General features: G+C 65.2%; 18 protein-coding genes. 14 read left to right on the top strand and 4 right to left on the bottom strand.

Features of this window, described 5'->3' with window-relative positions:
• Nucleotides 1-206: 206 nt before the first annotated feature.
• From CR105_RS16865 to CR105_RS16855, 3 genes are read right to left on the bottom strand one after another with little or no spacing between them, the layout of a single operon-like run.
• Complete coding sequence (locus CR105_RS16865) at nucleotides 207-1,151, bottom strand: transglutaminase family protein (RefSeq protein ID WP_218968714.1); 945 nt, start codon at nucleotides 1,149-1,151, stop codon at nucleotides 207-209.
• Nucleotides 1,148-3,706: a circularly permuted type 2 ATP-grasp protein gene (locus CR105_RS16860; protein WP_099790238.1), complete on the bottom strand. Its 2,559-nt coding sequence runs from the start codon at nucleotides 3,704-3,706 to the stop codon at nucleotides 1,148-1,150. The genes CR105_RS16865 and CR105_RS16860 overlap by 4 nt, the downstream gene beginning before the upstream one ends.
• A 43-nt stretch (nucleotides 3,707-3,749) precedes the next feature.
• Nucleotides 3,750-7,070, bottom strand: a complete 3,321-nt coding sequence (locus CR105_RS16855) for a transglutaminase family protein (protein ID WP_099790236.1) — start codon at nucleotides 7,068-7,070, stop codon at nucleotides 3,750-3,752.
• Nucleotides 7,071-7,221: 151 nt separating this feature from the next.
• Here CR105_RS16855 and CR105_RS16850 point away from each other — a divergent pair, with 151 nt between their 5' ends.
• From CR105_RS16850 to CR105_RS16830, 5 genes are all read left to right on the top strand, one after another.
• Complete coding sequence (locus tag CR105_RS16850; RefSeq protein WP_099790234.1) at nucleotides 7,222-8,634, top strand: circularly permuted type 2 ATP-grasp protein; 1,413 nt, start codon at nucleotides 7,222-7,224, stop codon at nucleotides 8,632-8,634.
• A 2-nt stretch (nucleotides 8,635-8,636) separates the two neighbouring features.
• Nucleotides 8,637-9,596 carry an alpha-E domain-containing protein gene (locus tag CR105_RS16845; RefSeq protein WP_099790232.1) on the top strand — a complete coding sequence of 320 codons (960 nt, stop codon included), beginning with the start codon at nucleotides 8,637-8,639 and terminating at the stop codon, nucleotides 9,594-9,596.
• A 100-nt stretch (nucleotides 9,597-9,696) separates the two neighbouring features.
• A complete protein-coding gene (locus CR105_RS16840) occupies nucleotides 9,697-10,494 on the top strand; it encodes a transglutaminase domain-containing protein (protein WP_099790230.1) in 798 nt (265 codons plus the stop codon).
• 92 nt (nucleotides 10,495-10,586) lie between these two features.
• Entirely contained in the window at nucleotides 10,587-10,910 is a 324-nt protein-coding gene (locus tag CR105_RS16835) for a hypothetical protein (protein WP_218968713.1), read from the top strand.
• A gap of 161 nt (nucleotides 10,911-11,071) precedes the next feature.
• Entirely contained in the window at nucleotides 11,072-11,377 is a 306-nt protein-coding gene (locus tag CR105_RS16830) for a hypothetical protein (RefSeq protein ID WP_099790228.1), read from the top strand.
• A 75-nt stretch (nucleotides 11,378-11,452) separates the two neighbouring features.
• Here CR105_RS16830 and CR105_RS16825 read toward each other — a convergent pair whose 3' ends face one another.
• Entirely contained in the window at nucleotides 11,453-12,724 is a 1,272-nt protein-coding gene (locus CR105_RS16825) for a nucleotide disphospho-sugar-binding domain-containing protein (protein ID WP_180288223.1), read from the bottom strand.
• A gap of 127 nt (nucleotides 12,725-12,851) precedes the next feature.
• On the opposite strand from CR105_RS16825, the gene CR105_RS16820 reads away from it, so the two are divergent.
• From CR105_RS16820 to CR105_RS16780, 9 genes are all read left to right on the top strand, one after another.
• Nucleotides 12,852-13,778: a prolipoprotein diacylglyceryl transferase gene (locus CR105_RS16820; RefSeq protein WP_099790224.1), complete on the top strand. Its 927-nt coding sequence runs from the start codon at nucleotides 12,852-12,854 to the stop codon at nucleotides 13,776-13,778.
• 53 nt (nucleotides 13,779-13,831) lie between these two features.
• A complete protein-coding gene (locus CR105_RS16815; RefSeq protein WP_099790222.1) occupies nucleotides 13,832-14,782 on the top strand; it encodes a sulfurtransferase in 951 nt (316 codons plus the stop codon).
• A 125-nt stretch (nucleotides 14,783-14,907) separates the two neighbouring features.
• Nucleotides 14,908-16,371, top strand: a complete 1,464-nt coding sequence (locus tag CR105_RS16810) for a sensor histidine kinase (protein ID WP_099790220.1) — start codon at nucleotides 14,908-14,910, stop codon at nucleotides 16,369-16,371.
• Between the two features lie 236 nt (nucleotides 16,372-16,607).
• Nucleotides 16,608-18,080: a sensor histidine kinase gene (locus tag CR105_RS16805; protein WP_099790218.1), complete on the top strand. Its 1,473-nt coding sequence runs from the start codon at nucleotides 16,608-16,610 to the stop codon at nucleotides 18,078-18,080.
• Entirely contained in the window at nucleotides 18,077-18,823 is a 747-nt protein-coding gene (locus CR105_RS16800) for a LytR/AlgR family response regulator transcription factor (protein ID WP_218968712.1), read from the top strand. Before CR105_RS16805 ends, CR105_RS16800 begins: the two co-directional genes overlap by 4 nt.
• Nucleotides 18,824-18,907: 84 nt before the next feature.
• On the top strand, nucleotides 18,908-19,495 hold the full coding sequence (locus CR105_RS16795) for a DUF4189 domain-containing protein (RefSeq protein WP_099790216.1): 588 nt from the start codon (nucleotides 18,908-18,910) through the stop codon (nucleotides 19,493-19,495).
• A gap of 157 nt (nucleotides 19,496-19,652) precedes the next feature.
• On the top strand, nucleotides 19,653-20,327 hold the full coding sequence (locus CR105_RS16790; RefSeq protein ID WP_218968711.1) for a hypothetical protein: 675 nt from the start codon (nucleotides 19,653-19,655) through the stop codon (nucleotides 20,325-20,327).
• A gap of 102 nt (nucleotides 20,328-20,429) precedes the next feature.
• Nucleotides 20,430-23,312, top strand: coding sequence for a hybrid sensor histidine kinase/response regulator (locus CR105_RS16785; RefSeq protein WP_099790214.1), 2,883 nt, complete (start codon nucleotides 20,430-20,432; stop codon nucleotides 23,310-23,312).
• Nucleotides 23,313-23,365: 53 nt separating this feature from the next.
• On the top strand, nucleotides 23,366-24,505 hold the full coding sequence (locus CR105_RS16780) for a sensor histidine kinase (protein ID WP_099790280.1): 1,140 nt from the start codon (nucleotides 23,366-23,368) through the stop codon (nucleotides 24,503-24,505).
• The last annotated feature ends 148 nt before the right edge of the window (nucleotides 24,506-24,653 follow it).

Raw genomic sequence — 24,653 nt, 5'->3', positions numbered from 1 at the left:
GCGTTGTAGTTGAAGATGCATTATTTCACGGCTTCAAGTGCCGTTCAAGCAATTAAGCGCCGTCCTGGCGTCAAGCACAGTTACCTGCTGGCCAGGAGGAGGCAGGGATTCCGGCCTGCTGGAAACGACGTTTTTGCGTTTCGTCTTAGGGTAAACTTTGCGGTATTGGGCTGGAGCCGGGGGGCCGGCGTCAACTCATACCGGGGTCAGACCCTTGAAAGAAAAAACGGGCCTGACCCCTCAGGCAGCGGTGTCACCGTCACCTGCACGTCGAGGTCTTGTTTGCCGCCGCCCAGCACGATGCCGCGCATCGGCGTCACGTCGCTGAAGTCGCGGCCCCAGCCGAGCGTGATGTGTTCGTGCTGCACCAGGCGCCGGTTGGTCGGGTCGAAGTCGACCCAGCCGAGCTCGGGGCAATATACCGACACCCACGCGTGCGATGCGTCGGCGCCGATCAGGCGCGGCTTGCCGGCCGGCGGATGCGTCAAAATATAGCCGCTCATGTAGCGCGCCGGCAGCCCGACGCTGCGCAGGCAGCCAATCATCAGGTGGGCAAAGTCCTGGCACACGCCGCGCCGTCCGAGAAGCACTTCTTCGAGCGGCGTCGAAATGTCGGTTGCCTTGCCGTCGAATTCGAAATCGCCAAAGATCCGGTGCGTCAGGTCCAGCGCCGCGTCGAGTTGCGGCCGGCCCGGCGTGTAGCTGATGCGCGCGTACGCTTCCAGCTCGGGGAAACACGTCACGTGCGGCGACGCATATAAATAGCGGCACGCCTCCAAGGTGGCGGCGCTTTTCTCCTTCGTCACCATGTCGCGCACGCTTTCCCACGGCAGCGTGCCGGCGATGTCGGCCAGCCCGGGGCGCGGCGCCAGCATCACGACCGATTCGGCATGCACCAGCAGACTCCTGTGCGGCACGGTGATGGCGACATGGCGCGTGTTGTTGCCGAAGTAGTCGGTGCCGTCGCTGCCGTCGTTGGCCGCCGGGTCGATCCAGATCTGGTGCGACTCGGTCTGCTGGTACGCAAACGGGCGCGGTGTCAGGTGCAGGTATTGCTGCGACAACGTCACCGAGCTTTGATATTTGTAGCGCGTTTCGTGCACCACGCGGTAGCGCATCGACGCGCCGCGGCCGTCCGGCTGCTCGCTCATGATGTCCGGTCCTTGTTCTGTCCACTGTCGGTGTAGCTGAAAAATTGCACGCTCAGGTGCTCGGACAAGGCGCCGCTGGCCAGCTGGATGCGATGCAGCAGGTCGCTCAGCTTGGCGTTGCCGTAGTTTAGGTCGGCGCCCGGATCGAGGGCCAGCAGTTCGGCCTTCAGCGGCGCCAGCAGATGCTCGCCGCAGGCGCCGTAGGTCTGCGCGATCTTGCCGAGGGCGCCGAGGATGCCGTCGAGCTGGAACAGGATCGAGCGCGGATTGGTCTCGTCGCGCAGCAGCAAGTCGAGCACCGGCAGCCACTCGGGCTGGGCGCGATAGCGCGCGCGGTAGGTGACGATGCTGTCGGACAGCTCGAGCAGCCAGTCGAGGTTGCCGTTCTCGTCCATCGCCAGCGCGCGCTGCAGCACCACGCTCTGGAACTGCAGCCGCTCGAGGCGGCGCCCGATCGACATGAAGCGCCAGCCTAGGTCGCGCGTCATGCCGTCGAGCGCAAACCCGGCCAGCGTCATCAAGGCCGCGGCGGCGTCGTCGAGGATCGTCATCGCCTCCGACTGCGACGGCAGCGTGCCCGGGGCGGGCTGCGGCTGCGCCATGCGGTTCAGCGCGCGCCAGTTGTCGACCGAGAAGCGCTCGTGCAGCTGGCCGGCGATGCGGTGCAGCTGCTGCTGTTGCCGCGCCAGCCCAGGCACGTCGGGCGAGACCACCGCCAGCAGCAGGGCCGCTTCGATTTCGGGATCGCTGTAGATGGCGCCGGCCTGGCTTTGCACCATGCCGCCCAGCGCCTGGCTGCGGCGCGGCGCCTTCTTCGCTTCGATCAGATGGAACCAGATGCACAGCGCCTCGACGATCGGCCACTCTTCGCCGCGCTGGTCGAAGCGCACATTGAAAAGGAAATGCAGCGCCACGCGCAGCAGGCGGCCGATGTTGTCGCAGCGCTCCGCATGGCGGCCGAACCACAGCAGGTTTTCGGCCACCCGGCTCGACAGGTTGGTGTCCTCGCGCACCAGGTCCTCGCTGGTGGCGCTGCGCTTGTGCAGGCGGTGCGCGGTCACCTTGCGGCGCGCCTGCACCCACGTGTCCTTGCTGGCGCCGCCCATCTGCATCGTCAGCACGCGCGCGTCGGGACCGGTGGCCACCCGCGTCAGGCCGCCGGGCATGACGACGTAGCCGTTCGGCGTGGCGCAGGCAAATACGCGCAGGCCGATGGCGCGCGCCTGCAGGCCAGGCGCAGCGCCGGCGTTCCATACCGGCGCCTGCGACAGGCGCACCAGTTCCTGGGCGACGAAGTCGTTCGGCGTGGCGCGCAGCCTGGCGATGAAGGCGTCGCGCGCGTCGCCGGCGAGGTCCTGGCCAAAGACGGAAAACTGCGGCAGCTGCGAAAAGCTCGGCTTGATCACCAGCCGGTCCAACTTGCTGATCACCGCGGCCAGCGCGGCCGGCTCGCCGCACCACCAGGTCGCCACCGACGGCATCTTCAGCGGCTCGCCGAGCAAGCGCCGGGACAGCGCCGGCAGGAAGCCGAGCAGGGCGCCCGATTCGAGCAGGCTCGAACCGAGGCTGTTGGCGACTAATACATTTCCGCGGCGGGCGGCCTGGGTCAGCCCGGCCACGCCGAGCATCGAGCTGCGCAGCTCGAGCGGGTCGCACGATTCGTCGTCGACCCGGCGCAGCACCACGTGCACGCGGTGCAGGCCGGACAGCGTCTTGTGATAGACCACGCCATCGCGCACCGTCAGGTCGCCGCCGTCGACCAGCGGCAGGCCGAGGTAGCGCGCCAGGTAGGCCTGCTCGTAATAGCTTTCGGTGCGCCGGCCCGGCGTGAGCAGCACGATCAGCGGCATTTCGCCGCCGCGCAGCGGGGCCGGCGAGTCGCCTTTGGCGGCGCACAGGCGGCCCCAGTGCACCAGGCTGTCGCGCATGGTGCGGAAGAAGCCGGCCAGCGGCTGCACCTTCAGCTCGCGCAGCAGGTCGGGGAAGGTTGGCGCGATGATGGCGCGGTTTTCCAGCGCATAGCCGGCGCCCGATGGCGCCTGGGTGCGGTCGGCCATCACCCACCAGCGTCCGTCGGGCGCGCGCGCCAGGTCGACGGCGTAAAAATGCAGGGCGACCTCGTCGTGATGGCGCATGCCGTGGCAGGGGCGCAAAAAGCCGGCATGGCCGTGAATCAGCGCCGGCGGCAGCAAGCCTTCGCGCAGCATCTCCTGCTTGCCATACACGTCGCCGAGAATCTTGTTGAGCAGGGTGGCGCGCTGGACTACCGCCGCTTCGATGCCGCTCCATTCGTCGGGCGGCAAAATCAGCGGCAGCACGTTCAGGTCCCACGGGCGCTGCTGACCGTTGGCGTCGGCGGTCACGCTGTAGGTGACGCCGTTCTCGCGCACCTGGCGCTGCACCGTCTCGAAGCGCTGGCGCATCATGTCCGGCGCCTCGTTCTCCAGGTTGGCCAGCATCGCGCGCCAGTGCGCGCGCGGCACCTGCGCCGCGTCGAGCATTTCGTCGAAGCCGTCCGGCGCGGCGAGGTAGTTGGCTAGTAGTTGGTTGGGCATGGCGCGCGGCTGCTTAAACTGACGTCGGGGACAGAACGATAGTTCAAACGGCTTGCCAACGCAAATCGAGCGTCATCGGAAAGCTCGGGTTGCGCTCCTCCTTGAGCACCGTCATCGGCCCCGGCGTGTGGCCGTGCGCCCAGAAACGGGCGAAGCGGCGCGCTTCGGCGGCGTTGGCATTGACGGGCGAGCCGGCTTCGCTGCGCCCGCCCGGATGCACCACGTGATAGGTGCAGCCGCCGATCGCGCGACCGCTCCAGGTGTCGACCAGGTCGAACGTCAGCGGCGCCTGCACCTTGATGCTCGGGTGCAGGGCGGACCACGGGCTCCAGGCGCGAAAGCGCACGGCGGCGACGTATTCGCCCGGCACGCCGGTCGGATGCAGCGGCAGCATGCGGCCGTTGCAGGCGACGATGTGGCGACCGTCGGTCAGGCCGCGCACCAGCAGCTGCATGCGCTCGACCGACGAATCGACGTAGCGCGCGGTGCCGCCGGCGCTGACTTCTTCGCCAAGCACGTTCCACGGTTCGATCGCCTGGCGCAGCTCCATCTCGACGCCTTCGTAGACGACGGTGCCGAAACGCGGAAAGCGAAATTCGATGAACGGCTCGAACCAGTGATCTTCAAAGGCGTAGCCGGCGGCGCGCAGGTCGCGCGCGACGTCGCGGATATCCTGGGCGACGAAGTGCGGCATCATCCAGCGGTCGTGCAGCGCGGTGCCCCAGTGGACCAGCTTGCCCTGGTAAGGCTGGCGCCAGAAGTGCGCCACCAGCGCGCGCAGCAGCAGCATCTGCAAAAGGCTCATGCGCTCGTGCGGCGGCATCTCGAAGGCGCGAAACTCCACCAGGCCAAGCCGGCCGGTCGGGCCGTCGGGCGAATACAGCTTGTCGATCGAGAATTCGGAGCGGTGCGTGTTGCCGGTCAGGTCGACCAGCATGTTGCGCAGCAGCCGGTCGACCATCCAGGGTTTATCGCCTTCCTGCATGGTCGGCAGCACCTGGTCCATCTGCTGGAAGGCGATCGCCAGTTCGTACAGGTTGTCGTCGCGCGCTTCGTCGACCCGCGGCGCCTGGCTGGTCGGGCCGATGAAGGTGCCGGAGAACAGGTACGACAGCGCCGGGTGGTTCTGCCAGTAGCCGATCAGGCTTTTGAGCAGGTCGGGGCGGCGCAGCATCGGGCTGTCGGCGGCGGTGGCGCCGCCGAGCGTGGCGTGGTTGCCGCCGCCGGTGCCGGTGTGGCGCCCGTCGTGCATGAATTTCTCGGTGCCCAGGCGCGTCAGGCGCGCTTCCTGGTACAAGGTCGACATGTTGTAGACCAGCTCCTTCCAGCTGGCGGCCGGATGGATGTTGACCTCGATGACGCCCGGGTCCGGCGTGACCGACAGCAGCTTGATGCGCGGGTCGCGCGGCGGCGGGTAGCCTTCGATCCGCAACTTGAGCTTGAGCCGGGCGGCGGCGCCTTCGACCGACGTCACCAGCGCCAGGTAGTCTTCGATGCGCTTGAGCGGCGGCATGAAGACGTGCAGGCGCCCGCCGCGCGCCTCGACGCACAGCGCGGTGTGAATCACCTCGCGCGCGGCCGGGGCGGCCGGCGTGGCTGCCTTGGCCGCGCCGGCGCCGACGCCCAGGATCGGCCGCTTCCTTTCCAGCGGCAGGGCGGCGCGCGGGGCGAACGGATCGACGTCGAATTCGTCGTCGCGTTCGTCCGGCTGCACCCACGGCAGGGTGGCCAGCGGCAGGCGCAATCCGAGCGGCGAGTCGCCGTCGATCAGGTACAGCTGTTCGCGCCGCAGCGGCCAGGCCGACGTGCGCCAGGTGGTGCCGAGCGTGACGGCCGGATCGTGCTCGCGCGCCTTGAGCGGCAGCACGTAGCCGGCCACCTGGCCGAGACCGCGCGCGAGCAGGCGCGCCAGCCGGCGCCGTTCTTCCGGCGCGTGCAGGTCGGCCGCCAGCGGGTTCAGGTTCATCGGCAGGGCGTCTTCGCGCTGCGCGTGCAGCAGCACGTCTTCGTAGGCGGCCATCGCGCTGCCGGCCGGCAGGCCGAGCGACTTGACCAGTTCGGCGGCAAAGCGCGCCGCCTCGTCGCTGCCGTAGCCGTCGTCGACGTGTTCGTCCGAGAACAGGGCGGCGTCGCGCCACATCGGCTGGCCGTCGATGCGCCAGAAAATATTCAGCGCCCAGCGCGGCAGCGGCTCGCCCGGATACCATTTGCCCTGGCCGTAGTGCAGCATGCCGCCTGGCGCGAAGTGGTTCTTCAGCCGGTGCAGCAGGTTGCCGGCCAGCTCGCGCTTGTTGTCGCCGTGGGCCAGCGTGTTCCATTCGGCGCCGTCCATGTCGTCGATCGACACGAAGGTCGGCTCGCCGCCCTGGGTCAGGCGCACGTCCTGGTGCTTCAGGTCGGCGTCGACCTGCTGGCCGAGGCGGTCGATCTTCTGCCAGTCGGCCTCGGAATACGGCTTGGTCACGCGCGGATCTTCGTGGATGCGGGTGACCGTCATCTCGTGCACGAACGTGACTTCGGCCTTGTCGGTGAAGCCGGTTACCGGCGCCGCCGACGACGGCATCGCGGTGCAGGCCAGCGGAATGTGGCCTTCGCTGGCGAGCATGCCGGAGGTGGGGTCGAGGCCGATCCAGCCGGCGCCGGGGATGTACACCTCGGTCCACGCGTGCAGGTCGGTGAAGTCCTCGGGGGCGCCGCTGGGGCCGTCGAGCGCCTGCTGGTCGGCCTTCAGCTGGATCAGGTAGCCGGACACGAAGCGCGCCGCCAGCCCCAGTTCGCGCAGGATCTGCACCAGCAGCCAGCCGGTGTCGCGGCACGAGCCGGAACGTTTTTGCAGCGTGTCCTCGGGCGGCTGCACGCCAGGTTCCATGCGCAGCAGGTAGCCGATGTCGCGCTGCAGGCGCTGGTTGAGCGCGACCAGGAAGTCGTTGGTGCCCATGCCGCCCGTCAGCAGGTCGGCGCGGGCGGCGGCCACCCACGCGAGCAGCAGCGGGCCGGGCGGCTCGGCCTGCGCATACGCGCTCAGTTCGGCGGCCAGCTGCGGCGGGTAGGCGAATGGGAAAGTCTCGGCGTACTTCTCGACGAAAAAGTCGAACGGATTAATCACCGTCATGTCGGCGACCAGGTCGACGGTGAACTCGAGCGTGTCCGATTTTTCCGGGAACACGAAGCGGCCGATGTAGTTGCCGTACGGGTCCTGCTGCCAGTTGATGAAATGCTCCTGCGGTTGCACCGTCAGCGAGTACGACAGGATCGGCGTGCGCGCGTGGGGGGCGGGGCGCAGGCGCACTTCGTGCGGCGACAGGCCGACCGGGCGGTCATAGCGGTAACTGGTCTTGTGATGCAGCGCGATACGGATAGCCATGCGGTGGTGCCTTTCGAAGTTGGCGCGATATCTGTACCCATAAGCATGATTCGTACCTGCGCCCGGGGTCAGACCCCTGGAAGAAGCACCGGGGTCCAACCCCAACGCTGGCACGTTTCTTGTTAGTAGTTGAGATGACCAGGAGGAATCGATGCCCAATTTTTATGACGAAATGTATTCCAAGCCGGCCACCGTACGGTCGCATTACCGCCAGTTCGCCGACTGGCTGTCGATGCAGCCGCCACACCTGATCGCGCAAAAGCGTGCCGAAGCCGAACTGATGTTCCAGCGGGTGGGGATTACCTTCGCCGTCTACGGCGACGACGCCGGCAAGGAGCGCCTGATCCCGTTCGACATCATTCCGCGCGTAATCGACGCGGCCGAATGGACCGTGCTGCAGGCCGGCCTGGTACAGCGCGTCACCGCGCTCAACCGCTTTCTGCACGACGTCTACCACCACCAGGACATCCTCAACGCGGGCATCATTCCGCGCGAGCAGATCGTCAACAACGCGCAGTACCGCCCGGCGATGCTGGGCGTCGACGTGCCGGCCGACATCTACGCGCACATCGCCGGCGTCGATATCGTGCGCGCCGGCGAAGGCGAGTTCTACGTGCTGGAAGACAATCTGCGGGTGCCATCGGGCGTCTCCTACATGCTCGAAGACCGCAAGATGATGATGCGGCTGTTCCCCGAGCTGTTCGCGCGCAACCGGGTGGCGCCGGTGGACCATTATCCCGACCTGTTGCTCGACAACCTGCGCACGGTGGCGCCGCAGGGCGTCAACGATCCGACCGTGGTGGTCATGACGCCCGGCATGCATAACTCGGCCTATTTCGAGCACGCCTTCCTGGCCCAGCAGATGGGCGTGGCGCTGGTCGAAGGGCAGGACATGTACGTGGCCAATAATACGGTCTACATGCGCACCACCCGCGGGCCGAAGCGGGTCGACGTGATCTACCGCCGCATCGACGACGACTATCTCGATCCGCGCGCCTTCCGCGCCGACTCCACGCTGGGCGTGCCGGGCCTGCTCGAGGCGGTGCGCGCCGGGCGCGTGGGGCTGGCCAATGCGATCGGCACCGGCGTTGCCGACGACAAGTCGATCTATCCGTTCGTGCCCGACATGATCGAGTTCTACCTCGGCGAAAAGCCGATCCTCAACAACGTGCCGACCTACCAGTGCCGCAAAAAGGAGGACCTGGCGTACACGCTGGCCAACCTGGCCGAGCTGGTGGTCAAGGAAGTGCACGGCGCCGGCGGCTACGGCATGCTGGTCGGGCCGGCGTCGACCAGGGCGCAGATCGAGGACTTCCGCGCCCGCCTGCTGGCCAATCCGGCCGGCTACATCGCCCAGCCGACCCTGGCGCTGTCGGCCTGCCCGACCTATGTCGACGCCGGCGTGGCGCCGCGCCACATCGACCTGCGCCCGTTTGTCTTGTCGGGCAAGACGGTGTCGATGGTGCCGGGCGGACTGACCCGGGTCGCGCTGCAGGAAGGCTCGCTGGTGGTCAATTCGTCGCAGGGCGGCGGCACTAAAGACACGTGGATACTGGAGAACTAAGCATGCTAAGCCGCACCGCAGATCATTTGTTCTGGATGGCCCGCTACACCGAACGGGCGGAAAACACCGCGCGCATGCTCGACGTGTGCCTGCAGCATTCCCTGATGCCGCAGTCGGCGCTGGCGGCGCAGCAGGGCTGGCGCAGCATGCTCGGCGTGTCCGAACTGGAAGAGGCGTTCGACGCCAGGCATGCCGCGCTGACGCAGAAGGAAGTGATCGATTTCATGGTGCGCGACCGGCAAAATCCGTCGTCGATCGCCAGCTGCCTGACCGGCGCGCGCGAAAGTGCGCGGGCGGTGCGCGGCACCCTCACCACCGAGGTGTGGGAGACCGAAAACACCACCTGGCTCGAGCTGCAGTGGCACCTCAAGAGCGGCATGCTCGAGCACAATCCGGCCCAGTTCCTCGAGTGGGTCAAGCACCGCTCGCACCTGTCGCGCGGCGTCACCATCGGCACCATGCTGCAGGACGAGGCGCTCAGCTTCATCCGCCTGGGCACCTTTCTCGAGCGGGCCGACAATACCGCGCGCATCCTCGACGTCAAGTTCAAGTTCATGGCCGCCGAAACGCTGACGTCTGGGGCCCAGGGCGAGTTCTACAACCTGGCCGCGCTGCTGCGCTCGGTTTCGGCGTTCGAGATCTACCGCAAGGTCTACCGCGACGCGATCACGCCGGCGCGCGTGGCCGCGTTGCTGATCCTGCAAGCGAAGATGCCGCGCTCGCTGGTGGCCTGCATGGCCGCCGTCGTCGCCAACCTGCAGGACATCCGCAACGACCTGTCGCACGACACCGAGCGCCTGGCCGGAAAATTGCACTCGACTTTGCAGTTCGCCCTAATCGACGACATCCTCGAAGAAGGCCTGCACGACTTCCTGACCAGCTTCCTCGCCGCCATCGAAGACCTCGGCAGCCGCATCAGCTGCGACTTCCTGGTGCCGGCGGCGGTGGAGGAGTGCGTCTGACATTGACGCACCAAAACATGACGCGACGCACCAGTAAGTGGTCCGGGCGCGACCGCCGCACCAAATTGTTGCAATTACACCATTAACCAGCGAGGCTTGCATGTGGCTGCACACCAGTTGTAATCTGAATTTCACGATCGTCAGTCCGACGCCGTTCATCCTGATGCTGCGCCCGCGCAGCGGCGCCCAGCAATGGGTGGCGCGCGAAAGCTACACCTTCAGCCCGAGCGTGGCGGCGGTGGAATTTACCGACGCGTATGGCAACCTGTGTCAGCGCCTGATCGCGCCGCCGGGCCAGTTCTCGATCCGCACCTCGGCCGACGTGATGACCGCCGACACGATCGACGTGGCGCCCGGCGCGCCGTTCGACGAAGTGCAGAATCTGCCCGACGCGGTGCTGACGTACCTGTTGCCGAGCCGCTATTGCGAGTCGGAGCTGTTTTTCGACATGGCCAGCGGCATGGTGGCCGGCGTGGCGCCCGGCTACGACCAGGTCGCCTGCATCACCGACTGGATCCGCCGCGAGGTGCGCTTCAATTCGGAGTCGCCGTTCGACCTCATGTCGGCCGCCGACGTCAACCAGCGGCGCGAGGGCGTCTGCCGCGACCTGGCGCACCTGGGCATCGCCCTGTGCCGCGCCTTGTGTATTCCGGCTCGGATGGTCGTCGGCTACCTGCACGGCCTGGCGCCGATGGATCTGCACGCGTGGTTCGAGGCCTATGTGGGCGGGCGCTGGTACACCTTCGATGCCACCCAAGATGCGCCGCGCGGCGGCCGCGTGACGGTCGCCTACGGACACGACGCGGCCAACGTCGCCATCTTCAGCCAGTTCGGGCCGGCCGTGGCGCCGACCGGCATGCAGGTGTCGGTCGAGTTGCTGGAGGCGGCACCGGCCTGAGTTTTTTTGTGCGGCCCGGCTTTCATCCGCAGCGCATCGTGGCTTCACATTTCTCCGCTACAGTGGGCACATTGACCACAAGGAGATTGACCATGAATACCATGACCGGCAGCGATTCAAAAGACAGGCCACCACTTTACAAGAGCATCCTTTTGGTGGTGCTGGGCGCCGCGGCCGTATTATTGGTGCCCTTGATTGCGATGCAGTTTACGCGGGAAGTCGTGTGGACGCCGATGGATTTCGTTGCCGCCGCCGTGTTGCTGATCGGCGCAGGCCTGATGTATTTATTGCCGGCCAGGCTGTTACGCACGACTGGCTCACGCATAGCGCTTGGCGTGGTCGTCGCGATAGCGCTCGTCCTGGTATGGGCAGAGCTCGCAGTTGGCATCTTCGGGACGCCATTCGCCGGCACGTAGCCGGCACGGGCGCCGCCGGTTTCCTCTGTCCTTCCAGGAAGCGCTTGTAAATACAAGGGCTTTATTTATTTCACATTGTCGAAACGTTATGTTAGCCGCCGCACAGATCGGCTGTTTTCGAGTTGCTATCCTTTCGACAAGAAATCCAAAGAGGAAGCAAAATGAATTACACGTACGACATTCGCCCAGACGCCAAGGCTCCCGGACGTGGGTGGAATCTGCATCTGTTTGACGATGGCAAGGAAACGGGAAAGATCGACTTTCCCGCAACCGATTACGAGAACACTCAATTGGATGCGATGAAAGTGGCCTTTCTTCGCGCGGAAGCGGAGGCAAAGGTGTGGATCAAGGGTCGTCGTGTATATAGCAAGCGGCGCATGCGCCTGGTCGTTCATCCGGCACTCGCTGCGATCATGGGTGTGGCCGTGCTGGTCGCCGCCTATAACGTCTTTAAGTACGTCTTCTGATTCCGGCCGGCCGGTCCGGTGGTGGAGATTGTATACGCCTGAAATTGCTCCCGAATGGGAGCTTTTTCTCGTCCGTCACTCCCGCGTAATGGTGTGTTCGATTTCTCGACACAGCGCCAGCGCATCGCCCGGCGCGGAGAACTGCGCCGCAATCCGCTGGCACCGCAGATGAATACGTTCGGATGTCAGCAACGTCTGCAGCGCGCGCGCCAGTCTGCCCGGCCTTAGGCGTTGCGCTTGCATGACCATGCCGACGCCAAGCCCGGCGATGCGCGAGCCATTGTCGAACTGATCCCAGGCAAACGGCGTGACCAGTTGCGGAATGCCCGCGCGAAGCGCCTCCGCCGTTGTACCGATGCCGCCGTGATGCACCATCGCCGCGGCGCGCGGGAGCAGCGCCGATAGCGCCACGTAAGGCTGCCACAGCACCGACGCAGGAAGCTCGGCCGGCACTTGCGCGCGCTCGCGGGTGAGGAAAATTGCGCGACGCCCGAGCTTTTCGACAGCGGTCAGCGCAGTGGCAAAGAATTTTGCGGCGTGGATGTTGGCTGTGCCCGGCGTGAACACGACCGGTTTTTCGCCGCCGCCGAGAAACGCCGACAACTCGCCGGAAAATCCATCGTCGCCGGCGGCGTCGAACAGCGGGAAGTGGCCGGCGATCAGCGGCGTGGGCCAGTCCGGTGCGGCGGCGGCAAACCAGGCGGGAAACAGCGTGACCGATACATCGGGCGCTTGCGCCAGGTGCCCCAGCAGCGAATCGACCTTCGCCAATCCCAGCGGCTGGCGCGCCGCATTGATCTGCGCAACCGCGACGGGATCGATCCAGCCTTTTTCGATGAAGCGCCACAAGGCGCGCCTGACGCTCATCGGCATCCAGGCCGGCACCGTCATGGGACCGAGCGTCAGCGGATCGTGGACCGACTTGATGTTCGACGGCGCCAGGTAAATGGCGGCGATCGACTTGACGACACCGCGCTCGCGCGCGATCGCGGCGGCCGGTATGGCGAATGGGTGGGCGATAGCGATCAAGTGGGGATGCGCGGGAATCGACCGGATCGCGGCGTCGAACTGCTCGATGCCCTCGCGGTACTGCGCCATGATGGCGCCGAATGCCTTGCGCGGATGCCACAAGTCCGGATTGGCCAGCAGGCGCAGGTAGTCGTCGTCCGTTCCCAGGCCAATAAAGGAGATCCCGGCGCTTTCGACCAGCCTGGCGTGATAACTGTGCGAGATGAAGGTGACCTGGCGGCCGAGCGCGCGCATGGCACTGGCGAGCCGCATGAACGGATGAATGTCGCCAGTCGAGCCAACGGTGATCACGACATAATGCGGGATAGTTTCAGCCATGTGCATATTGTATGCCCCGTTGGCGCCGGAGGATATTCGCTGAGCCAGGGCGAATTCATGATAAATTCGGCCGTCAATTCAGCGCCCCGGGTTTTTATCCGCTCCCTACCAACATGAGAGCGAGTTCATGTCGTTTCCGTATTTGAGTGATGTAGTCAAGGCTCTCACTGGCTACGATCTGCCGCTGCCGATCGCGATGTTCGGCTTGTTTGTGGCGTTTGCGATGCTCGCCGCGTCCGCATTCCTCAGCCGGGAATTGGCACGCATGCATGCCGGTGGACAGCTCGGTAATGTCAAGAGGCCGGTAACCGGCAAGGATGGTGCGGCAGCTTGGCTCGAAATGGCGCCGCAGGACATCGTACCGAACTTCACCGTCACCGTCATGATCGCCGGCGTCGTCGGCGCCCGCGTCTTCCATATTCTCGAGCATATGGACAGCTTTGCGGCCGATCCCTGGGCAATGATCTTCAGCCGCTCGGGACTGAGCGTGTTTGGCGGCCTGATATTCGGTGCTGTTGCCGGCATCATCTTCGTGAGGCGATGGCATTTGCCGGTGCGCGCGGTCATGGATGCGATCGCCCCGGCCCTGATGCTCGGTTACGCCATCGGCCGCATTGGCTGCCAGGTGGCGGGCGACGGCGATTGGGGAACGACAGCCAACATGGCCTTGAAGCCGGATTGGCTGCCGACGTGGTTTTGGGCGCAAACCTACACCAATAATATCTTCGGCGAAGTGATCGCCGCGCCGGGCGTGTATCCCACGCCGATCTATGAAACGCTGATGGCGTTGGCCTGTTTCGCGCTGCTGTGGGCAATCCGCAAGCATCCGTTCAAGACAGGCTGGCTGTTTTCGGTGTACCTGGTGCTGACCGGCCTGGAGCGGCTGTTGATCGAACAGATCCGCGTTAATCCGGTGCTCGACTTTGGCGGCGTGCAGGCGACACAGGCCGAATTGGTCGCGGTTGCGCTGATGGTGCTCGGCGCGATCGGCGTCGCTTTACTGAGCCGCAGGACAAGGCCGGCGGCGTCGGCTGCCATGGTCCCGACAATATAGCCGGCGTGGCGGACACCGTATAATCCTGCGGTTTCCACCGCCTTCGCTCTTTTTTGAATACCGCCACCGCCTACGCTCCGTTTGGATTTCGCCGCGACCTGCATCGATGGCAGCAACTCGTCACGCCTGCCTGGGTCGCGGGGCTGGTCGCCGGCGTGCCGCTGGTTGCCGCGCCGGCGAATGAATGGCGCCTGTTCGAAATCGGCTTCAGTGCATCCGATGCGTTCGCGCGCGGGCATATCGCCGGCGCCGGCTATATCGATACCGCGCGCTTCGAGCATGGCCCGCTGTGGAACAAGGTGTCTGACGCGGCGCTCGGGCGCCTGTTGCTGGAACACGGCATTCGCCACGACACCACCGTCGTCCTGTACGGGCGCAATCGGCTGGCGGCTGCACGCGCGGCGCACCTGATGCTGTATGCGGGCGTGGCCGATGTGCGCCTGCTCGACGGCGGCTTCGATGCCTGGACCAATGCCGGCCTGCCGCTCAGGGCGGGGCGCGCGCATCGATACGAGCCGGCGGCCGACTTCGGCGCGATGGTGCCGGTGCATCCCGAATATTTGTTCGATATGCCGCAGGCGCGCAGCCTGCTGCGCCAGGCCGACGGCGCGCTGGTCAGCACGCGCACCTGGAATGAATTTGTCGGCAATACGTCCGGCTACAGCTACATCGACGCGAAGGGCGATATTGCCGGCGCCCGCTGGGGCCGCAGCGGCGATGACGACGATGTCAACAGCATGACCGAATTCCATCACGGCGGCCGGATGAAAGCGGCGGCCGAGATCCGGCGCATGTGGGGCGCAGCCGGCATTCACCCGGAACAGCACACGGTGTTCTATTGCGGCACCGGGTGGCGCGCGTCGCTGGCGTTCTTCTATGCCTGGCTGATGAACTGGGAACGCATCGGCGTTTATGACGGCGGCTGGTGCGAATGGAGTCGCGACCCTGACAATCCCGTCATCTGCCGGGCGCATGGCGCCGATCGCCAGGCGTTCGGCTCATGATCGCCGTGGGCGAATTCCCTTTTTTCGCTCACTCGTCGCCCTTCCACCTTCATCCATCGCATCAAGCCTGCCAACGCAAACTCCGTGCGGCAAAATAAGAAGATCCATCAAATGCGGAGTTCGGAATGAAATTGAGCACGAGTGACACAGTGAAGGCAAACGACCTGATTGTGATGGTGCCGGTCGGTATCGCCACCGGCATCGCGTTCTGCGTGGCGTTCGGCCGGATTCCGACGTGGCAGTGGCTGACGGCGGGCGCAGTCTTTCAGGCGGCCTATCTGTGGTGGGCGTCGAACCGTTTTTCGGCGACGGGATCATGGAAAAACGGCGTGGCCTTTGCATTGCGGGTGCAGGCGCAGGCCGCCATCCAGGTTGCCACCATCCTGGGGTATGTCCTGTTGCTGGCCGCTGTCGTCGATGCGATGTCCGGCGGCTCGATCCGGGCCATGGGAAATGCGCTTGCGGAGGGCGACAATTTCGCCTTGCTCGTATTCGGAATGGCCAAGTCGATTGCGGCGATTTCGATCGGACTGTCCTGGTCGCGTATCTACACCTTCGGGCAAAAGCGCCTGAATCTGAGTGCGGTGGCGGACGGCAGCTATTACCGGAAAGTGGTGCCGCTGCCGGCTTCCCGCGAGGTCGCCACCAAAGCGCTGGTGCGCTATCTCGAGCGCCTGACGCACGAAGCGACGACGCGCTATCGGCGCTCGTTCTACGATGCGCATGCCAGCGTCACGTCGCACGACCTCGATGGCCACCAGTTCTACACGCTGCAATGGACCATGTGCCCGGTGCGGGTTCGGATCGGTGTCGTCGCCCTGGGGCCGGCGGACGTCGAACTGCGCGTGACCTGCGAATTGCGGGGAGGGCACTACCGCACCGACCTGTTTGCCAACCCGCTCGAAGTGCAATCGATTCATACCTATCTGCAGACGCACCTGTTCCAGCCTTTGATCAGCGAGTTCGCGCTGTCGACCGCGGTGACGCGGCAGGACGAACTGCGCCATCAGGCCATCGAATCGCAGCTGCGCATCTTGCAGGCGCAGATCGAGCCGCACTTTCTATTCAATACGCTGGCCAACGTGCGCCACCTGTATCGCTCCAGCGTCGACGCCGGCGAAGAGATGATGGACCACCTGATCGTCTATTTGCGCAGCACGCTGGAAGACCTGCGCTCGGACGCGTCCACGGTCGGCAAGGAGATGGACCTGATCCTGCATTACCTGGCGATCATGAAGATCCGGATGGGCGATCGGCTGTCGTATGGCTTCATTATTCCGGACGCGCTGTCGCAGCACGCTTTTCCGCCGGCGATGCTCATTTCGCTGGTCGAAAATTCGATCATGCACGGCTTGCATGACAGGGCGAACGGCAAGCTGACGATCAGCTGCGAGCGCGAGGGGCAGCATCTGCGCGTGACGGTTGCTGATAATGGCGCCGGGTTTTCCAGTGTCGAAGGCACCGGCGTCGGATTGAGTAACATACGACAGCGGCTCGAAGCGATGTACGGCAGCCGCGCATGGCTGGAGGTCGGGGCGCTGGCCGAAGGCGGCTTCACGTCGAGCGTGATGGTGCCGTTCGAAGGATAGTTCGGCTGTAAGTCGTCATTCGCCTTTTTCGATATCTGCAGCATGTGGCATGGACCTTGCACGGATAGTTCTGGTAAGCAATAATGCCGCATGCACACCACGCGCTCCGATGCGCTCCCGCCAATTCCCCGAATTCCCGACGTTATCCGCGTTCTCCCCGCATTCGTCGCACGCTTGCTGCGGCCGCAGCTGCAGCTGGGCAAACTAGCCGCACGTGAACAACAACGGAGCACGCAATGAAAATCAACACTGGCGCCGGCGATACGTCGGCGGCCGATCTGGCACTGCTGACGCTGATCGCACTGCCGGCCACAATCGGCTTTGCCACCGCTACGCAAGCGCACCTGACCTGGCAGTGGCCGGCGTCGTCGGCGCTGCTGTACGCGATGTACCTGTGCTGGCTCGCGCACGGCCAGGCCGGCGCGGACCGCGGCAAGGTGTTGCTGCTTGGCCTGCGCATGCAGGCGCAGGCGTTGATCCAGTTTTTTGCGTTTGCAGCGATGATTGCTTGTGCAATGGCACTGGCTGGCGTAGTCGGCGCCAAGCTCGATCCAGCCGATCCGCTGTGGCCCCGCATGGCGCTGCCGCACGTGCTGGCGCTGGCCGGCGTGCTGGCAAAAGTCGCGCTGGTGGCGTCGATCTGCCTGGCGTGGGCGCGGTTTCATTTCTTCCGTCGCGCCGGAGCGAAGATTGCAGCGCTGGCGGAGGCGGGCTTCAACCACCGGGTGATCGCTTTCCCGGCCGCGCCGGCCGTGGTGACCGAGTCGCTGCTGCGCCACATCGACCGGCTTGGCCACCAGGGGGCGCCCCGTTTTCACCGGATGCTGGTCGAGGCGAACGTCCGCATGGCCGCGCTGCAAGCGGACGGACGCACCGCATTTACCCTGACGTGGAGTAATTCGTCGGTGCGGATGAAACTGATCCCGCTGCAGGCGCCGAACGGCGGTACCGATTTGCAGATCGATTTCGAATTACGCGGTGGCTCCCATAAGCTCGAATTGTTCGCCAATCCGGTCGATGTGCAGATGCTGATGAATTTCATGCAGACGCAGGTTTTCCAGCGCATGTCGAGCGAATTGATTTTGTCGAACGCGATGACGCGGCAAAACACGCTGCGCGCCCAGGCGGTCGAATCGCAATTGCGGATCCTGCAGGCGCAGATCGAGCCTCACTTCCTGTTCAACACGCTGGCGAACGTGCGCCACCTGTACCGCTCCAGCGTGGAATCGGGCGAAGAAATGATGGATCACCTGATCGTCTATTTGCGCAGCACGCTCGAAGAACTGCGCTCGGACGCGTCGACTGTCGGCAAGGAGATGGACCTGATCCTGCACTACCTGGCGATCATGAAAATCCGCATGGGCGAGCGGCTGTCGTACGGCTTTATCGTGCCCGACGCGCTGACGCACCACCATTTCCCGCCGGCGATGCTGATCTCGCTGGTCGAAAACTCGATCAAGCATGGCCTGCACGATAAAACCCACGGCAAGCTGACCATCAGCTGCGAGCGCGACGGCGAGCATCTGCGCGTATCGGTGGCCGATAACGGCGCCGGTTTCTCCAGCGTTGGCGGCACCGGCGTGGGCCTCAGTAATATCCGCCAGCGACTCGAAGCGATGCACGGCAACCGCGCCTGGCTCGAAGTCGGCGCCCAGGCCGACGGCGGCTTTATCGCCAGTGTGACTGTGCCTTACGAAGGAAAACAATGAACATCATGACGGCCATCCTGGCCGAAGACGAGCCGCTATTGCGCGAGGAATTGCGCGAAGCACTGGCGGCGCTGTGGCCGGAACTGAAGATCCTGGCCGAGACCGGCGACGGCGTCAGCACGCTGCGCGCAATCCAGGCGCAAAAGCCGGATATGGTTTTCCTCGACATTAATATGCCGCAGTTAAATGGCCTGGAAGTGGCCAAGGCGGTGCGCGATACCACCACCGTGGTGTTCCTGACCGCTTACAACGAGCACGCGCTCGAAGCGTTCGAACTGGGCGCGGTCGATTACCTGGTCAAGCCGCTGCAGCGCGGCAGGCTGCTGACGACGATCGGCCGATTGCAGGCGCGCGCCGTCAGCGATCGCAAGGCGGTGCCGGAGGCGGTATTCGAGATGATCGCCGCCAGGCCGGAACGCAAATACCTGCGCTGGATCCAGGCATCGGTCGGCGCCTCGCTGCGCCTGATTACGATTGACGAGGTGCATTACTTCCAGTCGGATGCGAAATACACCCGGGTCGTCACTGGCCACAGCGAAGCGCTGATCCGCCGGCCGATCAAGGAACTGGTCGACGAGCTCAATCCGGACGACTTCCTGCAGGTTAGCCGCGGCGCCATCGTCAATCTGCGCCGGATCGAATCGATCTATCGCGACGACGGCCACATGGAAATCCGCCTGAAGGACAGCGGCATCAAGCTGGCCGTCAGCGTCGGTTTCCAGGCCGCGTTCCGGCAGATGTAAATCCCGAATATCGAATGAACGCCGTCGCCACCCGGTGACGGATTGCACCGTCACGTCCAATCAATCATACAAAAAGGATTATTCATGAAGCGTTTCTACCTGCTGCTCGTCGCTCTGTTGTTTGCCTCCGGCGCCCATGCCGCCACTGCCGTTGCATTCGCCAAAGGCCAGGTGCCGCAAACCATCTACGTCTCGTGGAACCAGCCGAACCAGGCAAGCGCTGATGCTTTGGCGCTAAAAAACTGCCGCGGCCTGGCAAAAAAAGCTGGCACGCGAGCCAAATGCGTCATCGGCGGCCGCTACACCTTGCTTGGCTTTGGCGCGCTGGTCTGCGGCAAAGGTGATTGCGCCTGGGCGAACGGTCGCGCCACTGCGCAAGCGGCGCGGGACGACGCCTATCGCCAGTGCGTCGCCGCCGACATCGCGGACTGCCAAGCAACCGATATCCTGACGTGGACCGATAGCGTCGGCGGCGGCCAGCCGGCGATCAAACGTGCCGCGCCGGCGAAGCAGTGCAGCCCGCCGGCGGGCAGGGCAGTGCGCTCGTCGACGCGCTGCAACAACGGCGCCTGCAGCCGTACGTTCGAAAACGGCTGCACCGTGCAGTTCCAGGCGCCGTACTGCCACAACCCGTTTTCCGGCCAGTGGGAATGGAAGCCGGACGGCTGCTGAACGTCAGGGGCGCTCAGGCGCGAATGCTACGGAAACCGGCATTCATCGCGATAAATACTTGCCTCATCGCAAGGTTGTGGATGGCAAACGGGTAGCTCCCTACACTTGGTCCTGAGTCGCAACGAAGCGATCAACGCCAACTACACGGAGCTGCAAAATGAAAAAGAATATCCTCGTCCTCGTCCCGATGCTGGCCCTGCTGGCCGCTTGCGGCAGCACCAACACCTACCTGGCCAACAAGACTTCCACGGTCGAGATGTATCACATCTTCGATATCCGCACGACCGCCGGCACCGCCACCGTGGCGAAGGCCGCCGCCGATGGACTGGGTCAGAATTCGAATGCCGTCGACACCAAGACGCCGCTGCAGATGGGCGTGGCGGTGCCGGCCACGCCGGGCCGCTTCACGCTGGTCGACATGGGCGCGAAGATGGCCGGCACCGGCATCGGCGCGATGATGCAGATGGCGGCGATGCAAAACGGCGGCGTCGGCATGAAAACGGCCAACTGCGAAGGCGCCGTCTGGACCGCCCGCGCGCAACGCACCATCTCCGGCTCCAGCAACCTGACCTTGTACGGCTGCCTGTACCGCTACCAGAAGGGCTTCCACCTCGACACCTATGCGGTATTCCAGAAGGTGGAGGGCGGACTGCAGCAGGTGACGCGCGATATCGCCTTCAAGATGGTCGGCACGCCGGAAGAATGGGTCAACAAGACCATCCTCGACATGGTGCGCTCGATCGAAAGCGGCGCCAACGCCAAGGTCACCCACCTGGAAGGCCAGCCGGAACTGGGCGCCGAGCCCGGTATCGCCAAGTTCGGCCAGCGCTAGGCGCCACGCGGCGGCGGCGAAGGTGTTGGCGTATTGCGGCTTATTCGTAGAGAATAGCAACAAACTCCCTTCACTCAACCCGCCGCCGGCCAGACGAGCACAATGACAAATCACGCAAGCGCTCCCCGCTTCCTCGACGGCGGCGGCGACATGGGGGCGGCGATGCGCGCCCACGACTGGTCGCGCTCGCCGATCGGCCATCCGGCCCACTGGCCGCCGACCCTCGCGTCGATGGTCGGCATGATCCTCAGTTCGAAGTTCCCGATGTTCGTGCTGTGGGGGGCTGAGCGCGCGCTGCTGTACAACGACAGCTATGTTCCGGTGCTGGGCGCACGCCACGGCGATGCGCTGGGCCGGCCGATTTCCGTCGTGTGGCCCGAAGTGTGGCCGGAAATCGGTCCGATCGTGGCCAGCACGTATGCCGGCGAGGCGAGCTTCTTCGACAACCTGCCGATCACGCTCGAGCGCAATGGCTTTCCGGAGCAGGCCTGGTTCATGTTTTCGTACTCGCCGTTGCGCGATGAGAACGGCGACGTCGGCGGCGCCTTGTGCGTGTGCGCCGAAACGACCCAGCAGGTCATCGAAAAGACCTCGCTGCACCGCAGCGAATCGCGCTGGCGCGGACTGTTCGAAAACATGCAGGAGGCCTTTTTCGTCGGCCAGGCAGTGCGTGACCACGCCGGCAAGATGGTCGATTTCCGCTTCCTGGAGTGCAATCCGGCGTTCGGCCGCCAGACCGGGCTCGACCCCGCGGCCACCATCGGGCGCACTGCGCGCGAAGCCATTCCCGGACTGCAGCAGTCGCTGATCGACACCTACGCGCGGGTGGTGGAAACGGGCGAGCCGAACGATTTCGAAGTCGACATTCCGGCGCTGGGACGCTGCTACGAGGCGCGCGCGCGGCGCCAGAGCCCGCAGCTGTTTTCGGTGCTGTTTCTCGAAATCACGGCGCGCGTTGCCGCCGACAAGGCGCTGCGCGCCAGCGAGCAGCGCTTTCGCACCCTGGCCCAGGCAATGCCGGACCAGATGTGGACGGCCGGCGCCGACGGCAAGCTGAACTGGTTCAACGACCGCGTGTTCGATTACTCAGGCCTGGGATTTGGCCAGCTGGCCGGCGACGGCTGGGGCAGCATCGTGCACCCGGACGACTTGCCGGCGGCGCTGCGCGACTGGTCGGCGGCGCTCGCCGGCGGCGAGCCTTACCGCAGCAACTTCCGGCTGCGCCGCGCCGACGGCGCCTATCGCTGGTTCCATGCGCGCGGCCTGCCGGTGCCGGATGACAGCGGCAGCGACAACGCCGGCGGCAGCCTGTGGGTCGGCATCAACACCGACATCCAGGACCAGTACGATGCCAACGAGGCGTTGCAGCGCATGAACGACACGCTTGAACTGCGCGTGGCCGAGCGCGGCGCCGCGCTCGAAGCGGCCCACAGCGCGCTGCGCCAGTCGCAAAAGCTGGAGGCGGTGGGCAAGCTGACCGGTGGCGTCGCCCACGATTTCAACAACGTACTGCAGGTGATCGGCGGCAACCTGCAACTGCTGCGCCCGTTCGTCGGCGGCGCCGGCGGCCACGCCCGCCTCGACGGTGCCATCGCCGGCGTCGAGCGCGGCGCCAAGCTCGCCTCGCAACTGCTGGCGTTTGCCCGCAAGCAGCCGCTCGAGCCGGTGGTCATCAATCCGGGCGTGCTGATCGCCGAACTGGGCGACATGCTGCTGCGCTCGACGGGCGAACAGGTCGAGCTCGAAACGATCATCGCCGCCGACCTGTGGAATACGCTGATCGACCCGAACCAGCTGGAAAACTCGCTGCTGAACCTGGTCATCAACGGGCGCGACGCGATGGACGGCGCCGGCAAGCTGACCATCGAGGCCGCCAACGCCGAGCTGGCCGAGGATGACGCGCGCCTTCAGCCGGGCGCTGTTGCCGGCCAGTACGTGATGCTGGCGGTGTCCGACCGCGGCAGCGGCATGAGCGAAGAGGTGCTGCAGAACGCCGTCGAGCCGTTCTTCACCACCAAGCCGGAAGGCCACGGCACCGGGCTCGGCCTGTCGATGGTGTACGGCTTCGTCACCCAGAGCGGCGGCCACCTGCAGATCGACAGCGAGGTCGGGGTCGGCACCAGCGTGCGCATTTACCTGCCGCGTTCGCTGGCGGCGCCCTACGTCGAGGCGGTGCCGGCGCCGCGCGACGCGGTCGGCGGCAATGAAACCATCCTCGTGGTCGAGGACGACGCGCAGGTGCGCGCCATCGTCGTGGCCCTGCTGGCCGACCTTGGCTACCGCGTGCTGGAAGCGCCCGACGCCGAGCGCGCGCTGGCCATCATCGACAGCGGCCTGCCGGTCGACCTGTTGTTTACCGATGTCGTCATGCCCGGCGCCTTGCGCGGCCCGGACCTGGCGCGCCGGGCGAAGCTGGCGCAGCCGGCGCTGGAAGTGCTGTTTACATCCGGCTACACGGAAAACGGCATTGTCCATGGCGGCCGGCTCGAAAGTGGCATTGCGCTGCTCAGCAAACCCTACAGCCGCGGCGACCTGGCGCGCAAGATCCGCCACCTGTTCGCCAACCGCGACCACCAGCTGGCGCTGGCGGCGGCGGCGCCGGCCGCAGCGGTGGCCGCAGCGGCGGCGGCGCTGTCGATCCTGATGGTGGAAGACAACACCGACATGCGCGAGTTGACGATCGACGTGCTCGCCGCCCTGGGCTACCAGGTAACGGCGGCCGGCTCGGGCGAGGAGGCGCTGGCGCTGCTGGCGCAACGCAGCTTCGACGTGCTGCTCACCGACATCGGCCTGCCCGGCATGTCCGGCTACGACCTGGCCGAGCGGGCGCGGGCGCACGGTATTGACGCGGTGCTGTTTGCCAGCGGCTACGGCGCCAGCAGCGAATTGCCGCCGGGCACTTTCTGGTTGCAGAAACCTTTTTCACTCGACAACATCGAGGCGGCGCTGGCGCGCATCGACGCATGGCGGCGGCAAACTAGTTGATTGCCGACAATTGATTTAGGCATACAATGCGCCACTCCTCCACGAAAGCGCGCATGACACTGACAGCCTTTATCACCGACCACATGGATACCATCCTGTCGGAATGGGAAGCGTTTGCCGGCACGCTCGAGCCTGCCGCCAGCCAGATGACGGCGCTGGCGCTGCGCGACCACGCGAAGGGGATCCTGCAGGCCATCGCGCTCGACATCGCCACCCGCCAGAATCCGGCCGAGCAGCTCGAAAAGTCGCAGGGGCGGGCGCCGGACGATGACGCCACTATCGAAAGCGCGGCGTCGATCCACGGCGCGCTGCGTCACGACAGCAATTTTTCGCTGATCCAGCTGAGCGCCGAATTTCGCGCCCTGCGCGCCACCGTCTTGCGCCTGTGGCTGCCGCAGGTGAGCGCCATGTCGGCCAGCACCACCAACGACATGGTGCGCTTTAACGAGGCGATCGACCAGGCGCTGGCCGAATCGGTGGTGACGTATTCGGCGCGCGCCGACCATACCCGCGAACTGTTTCTCGCCGTGCTCGGGCACGACCTGCGCGCGCCGCTGTCGACGCTGTCGATGGCCGGCCAGTTGCTCACCAGCGAACAGACACCGGCCTCCCAGGTGGGACCGATCGGGCTGCGGGTCGAGCGCGCGTCGCGCCTGATGACCTTGATGGTCGACGACCTGATCGGCTATACCCGCACCCAGCTCGGCGCCGGCATGCCGACCATTCCAGGCGCGGCCGATGTGCGCGAAATTTTCCACGCCGCCGTCGAAGACGCCAGCGCGACCCATCCCGGCAGCCAGTTCGACGTCGAACTGACGGGCGACCTGACGGGGGTGTTCGACGCCGTGCGCCTGCACCAGCTTTCCACCAACCTGCTGGTCAACGCCGCCCAGTACGGCGGCAAGGACACGCCGGTGACGGTGCGCGCGCGCGCCGACGTCGACACCGTCACCATCGAAGTCAATAACCGCGGCGAAACGATTCCGCCGGCCTCGCTGCAATCGATTTTCCGCCCGCTGATCCAGCTGCCGGCCGAAAGCGGCGACGAGCGTCCGCGCACCAGCCTCGGACTTGGCCTGTTTATTGCCCGCGAAATTGCCATCGCTCACGGCGGCAGCATCGTCGTCAGTTCCAGCGACGCCTCCGGCACCACCTTTACGGTGCGCTTGCCACGTTCACAGCCGGCAATTTAATTTTCCATCGGGTAACGAATAAGTGTAATGTCGGAGCAGACCCACAAAAAGGCGGGAAATGTTGAGCCTGCTATGTGGGATAGCCGACAGATCGGCAGACAATAAAAGCGGATAACGTAGTCATTGTGCAACGTCACCCGCTTTGGAG

Source organism: Massilia eurypsychrophila, assembly GCF_002760655.1.
In the GTDB taxonomy this organism is placed as follows: domain Bacteria; phylum Pseudomonadota; class Gammaproteobacteria; order Burkholderiales; family Burkholderiaceae_D; genus JAFCUW01.
This window is presented reverse-complemented; position numbering and strand designations above follow the sequence as displayed.

What these genes read in the sequence shown, in the direction of transcription:
- CR105_RS16865 (WP_218968714.1), bottom strand. Translation starts at nt 1,151, where the DNA reads ATGAGCGAGCAGCCGGACGGCCGCGGCGCGTCGATGCGCTACCGCGTG.
- CR105_RS16860 (WP_099790238.1), bottom strand. Translation starts at nt 3,706, where the DNA reads ATGCCCAACCAACTACTAGCCAACTACCTCGCCGCGCCGGACGGCTTC.
- CR105_RS16855 (WP_099790236.1), bottom strand. Translation starts at nt 7,070, where the DNA reads ATGGCTATCCGTATCGCGCTGCATCACAAGACCAGTTACCGCTATGAC.
- CR105_RS16850 (WP_099790234.1), top strand. Translation starts at nt 7,222, where the DNA reads ATGCCCAATTTTTATGACGAAATGTATTCCAAGCCGGCCACCGTACGG.
- CR105_RS16845 (WP_099790232.1), top strand. Translation starts at nt 8,637, where the DNA reads ATGCTAAGCCGCACCGCAGATCATTTGTTCTGGATGGCCCGCTACACC.
- CR105_RS16840 (WP_099790230.1), top strand. Translation starts at nt 9,697, where the DNA reads ATGTGGCTGCACACCAGTTGTAATCTGAATTTCACGATCGTCAGTCCG.
- CR105_RS16835 (WP_218968713.1), top strand. Translation starts at nt 10,587, where the DNA reads ATGAATACCATGACCGGCAGCGATTCAAAAGACAGGCCACCACTTTAC.
- CR105_RS16830 (WP_099790228.1), top strand. Translation starts at nt 11,072, where the DNA reads ATGAATTACACGTACGACATTCGCCCAGACGCCAAGGCTCCCGGACGT.
- CR105_RS16825 (WP_180288223.1), bottom strand. Translation starts at nt 12,724, where the DNA reads ATGGCTGAAACTATCCCGCATTATGTCGTGATCACCGTTGGCTCGACT.
- CR105_RS16820 (WP_099790224.1), top strand. Translation starts at nt 12,852, where the DNA reads ATGTCGTTTCCGTATTTGAGTGATGTAGTCAAGGCTCTCACTGGCTAC.
- CR105_RS16810 (WP_099790220.1), top strand. Translation starts at nt 14,908, where the DNA reads ATGAAATTGAGCACGAGTGACACAGTGAAGGCAAACGACCTGATTGTG.
- CR105_RS16805 (WP_099790218.1), top strand. Translation starts at nt 16,608, where the DNA reads ATGAAAATCAACACTGGCGCCGGCGATACGTCGGCGGCCGATCTGGCA.
- CR105_RS16800 (WP_218968712.1), top strand. Translation starts at nt 18,077, where the DNA reads ATGAACATCATGACGGCCATCCTGGCCGAAGACGAGCCGCTATTGCGC.
- CR105_RS16795 (WP_099790216.1), top strand. Translation starts at nt 18,908, where the DNA reads ATGAAGCGTTTCTACCTGCTGCTCGTCGCTCTGTTGTTTGCCTCCGGC.
- CR105_RS16790 (WP_218968711.1), top strand. Translation starts at nt 19,653, where the DNA reads ATGAAAAAGAATATCCTCGTCCTCGTCCCGATGCTGGCCCTGCTGGCC.
- CR105_RS16785 (WP_099790214.1), top strand. Translation starts at nt 20,430, where the DNA reads ATGACAAATCACGCAAGCGCTCCCCGCTTCCTCGACGGCGGCGGCGAC.
- CR105_RS16780 (WP_099790280.1), top strand. Translation starts at nt 23,366, where the DNA reads ATGACACTGACAGCCTTTATCACCGACCACATGGATACCATCCTGTCG.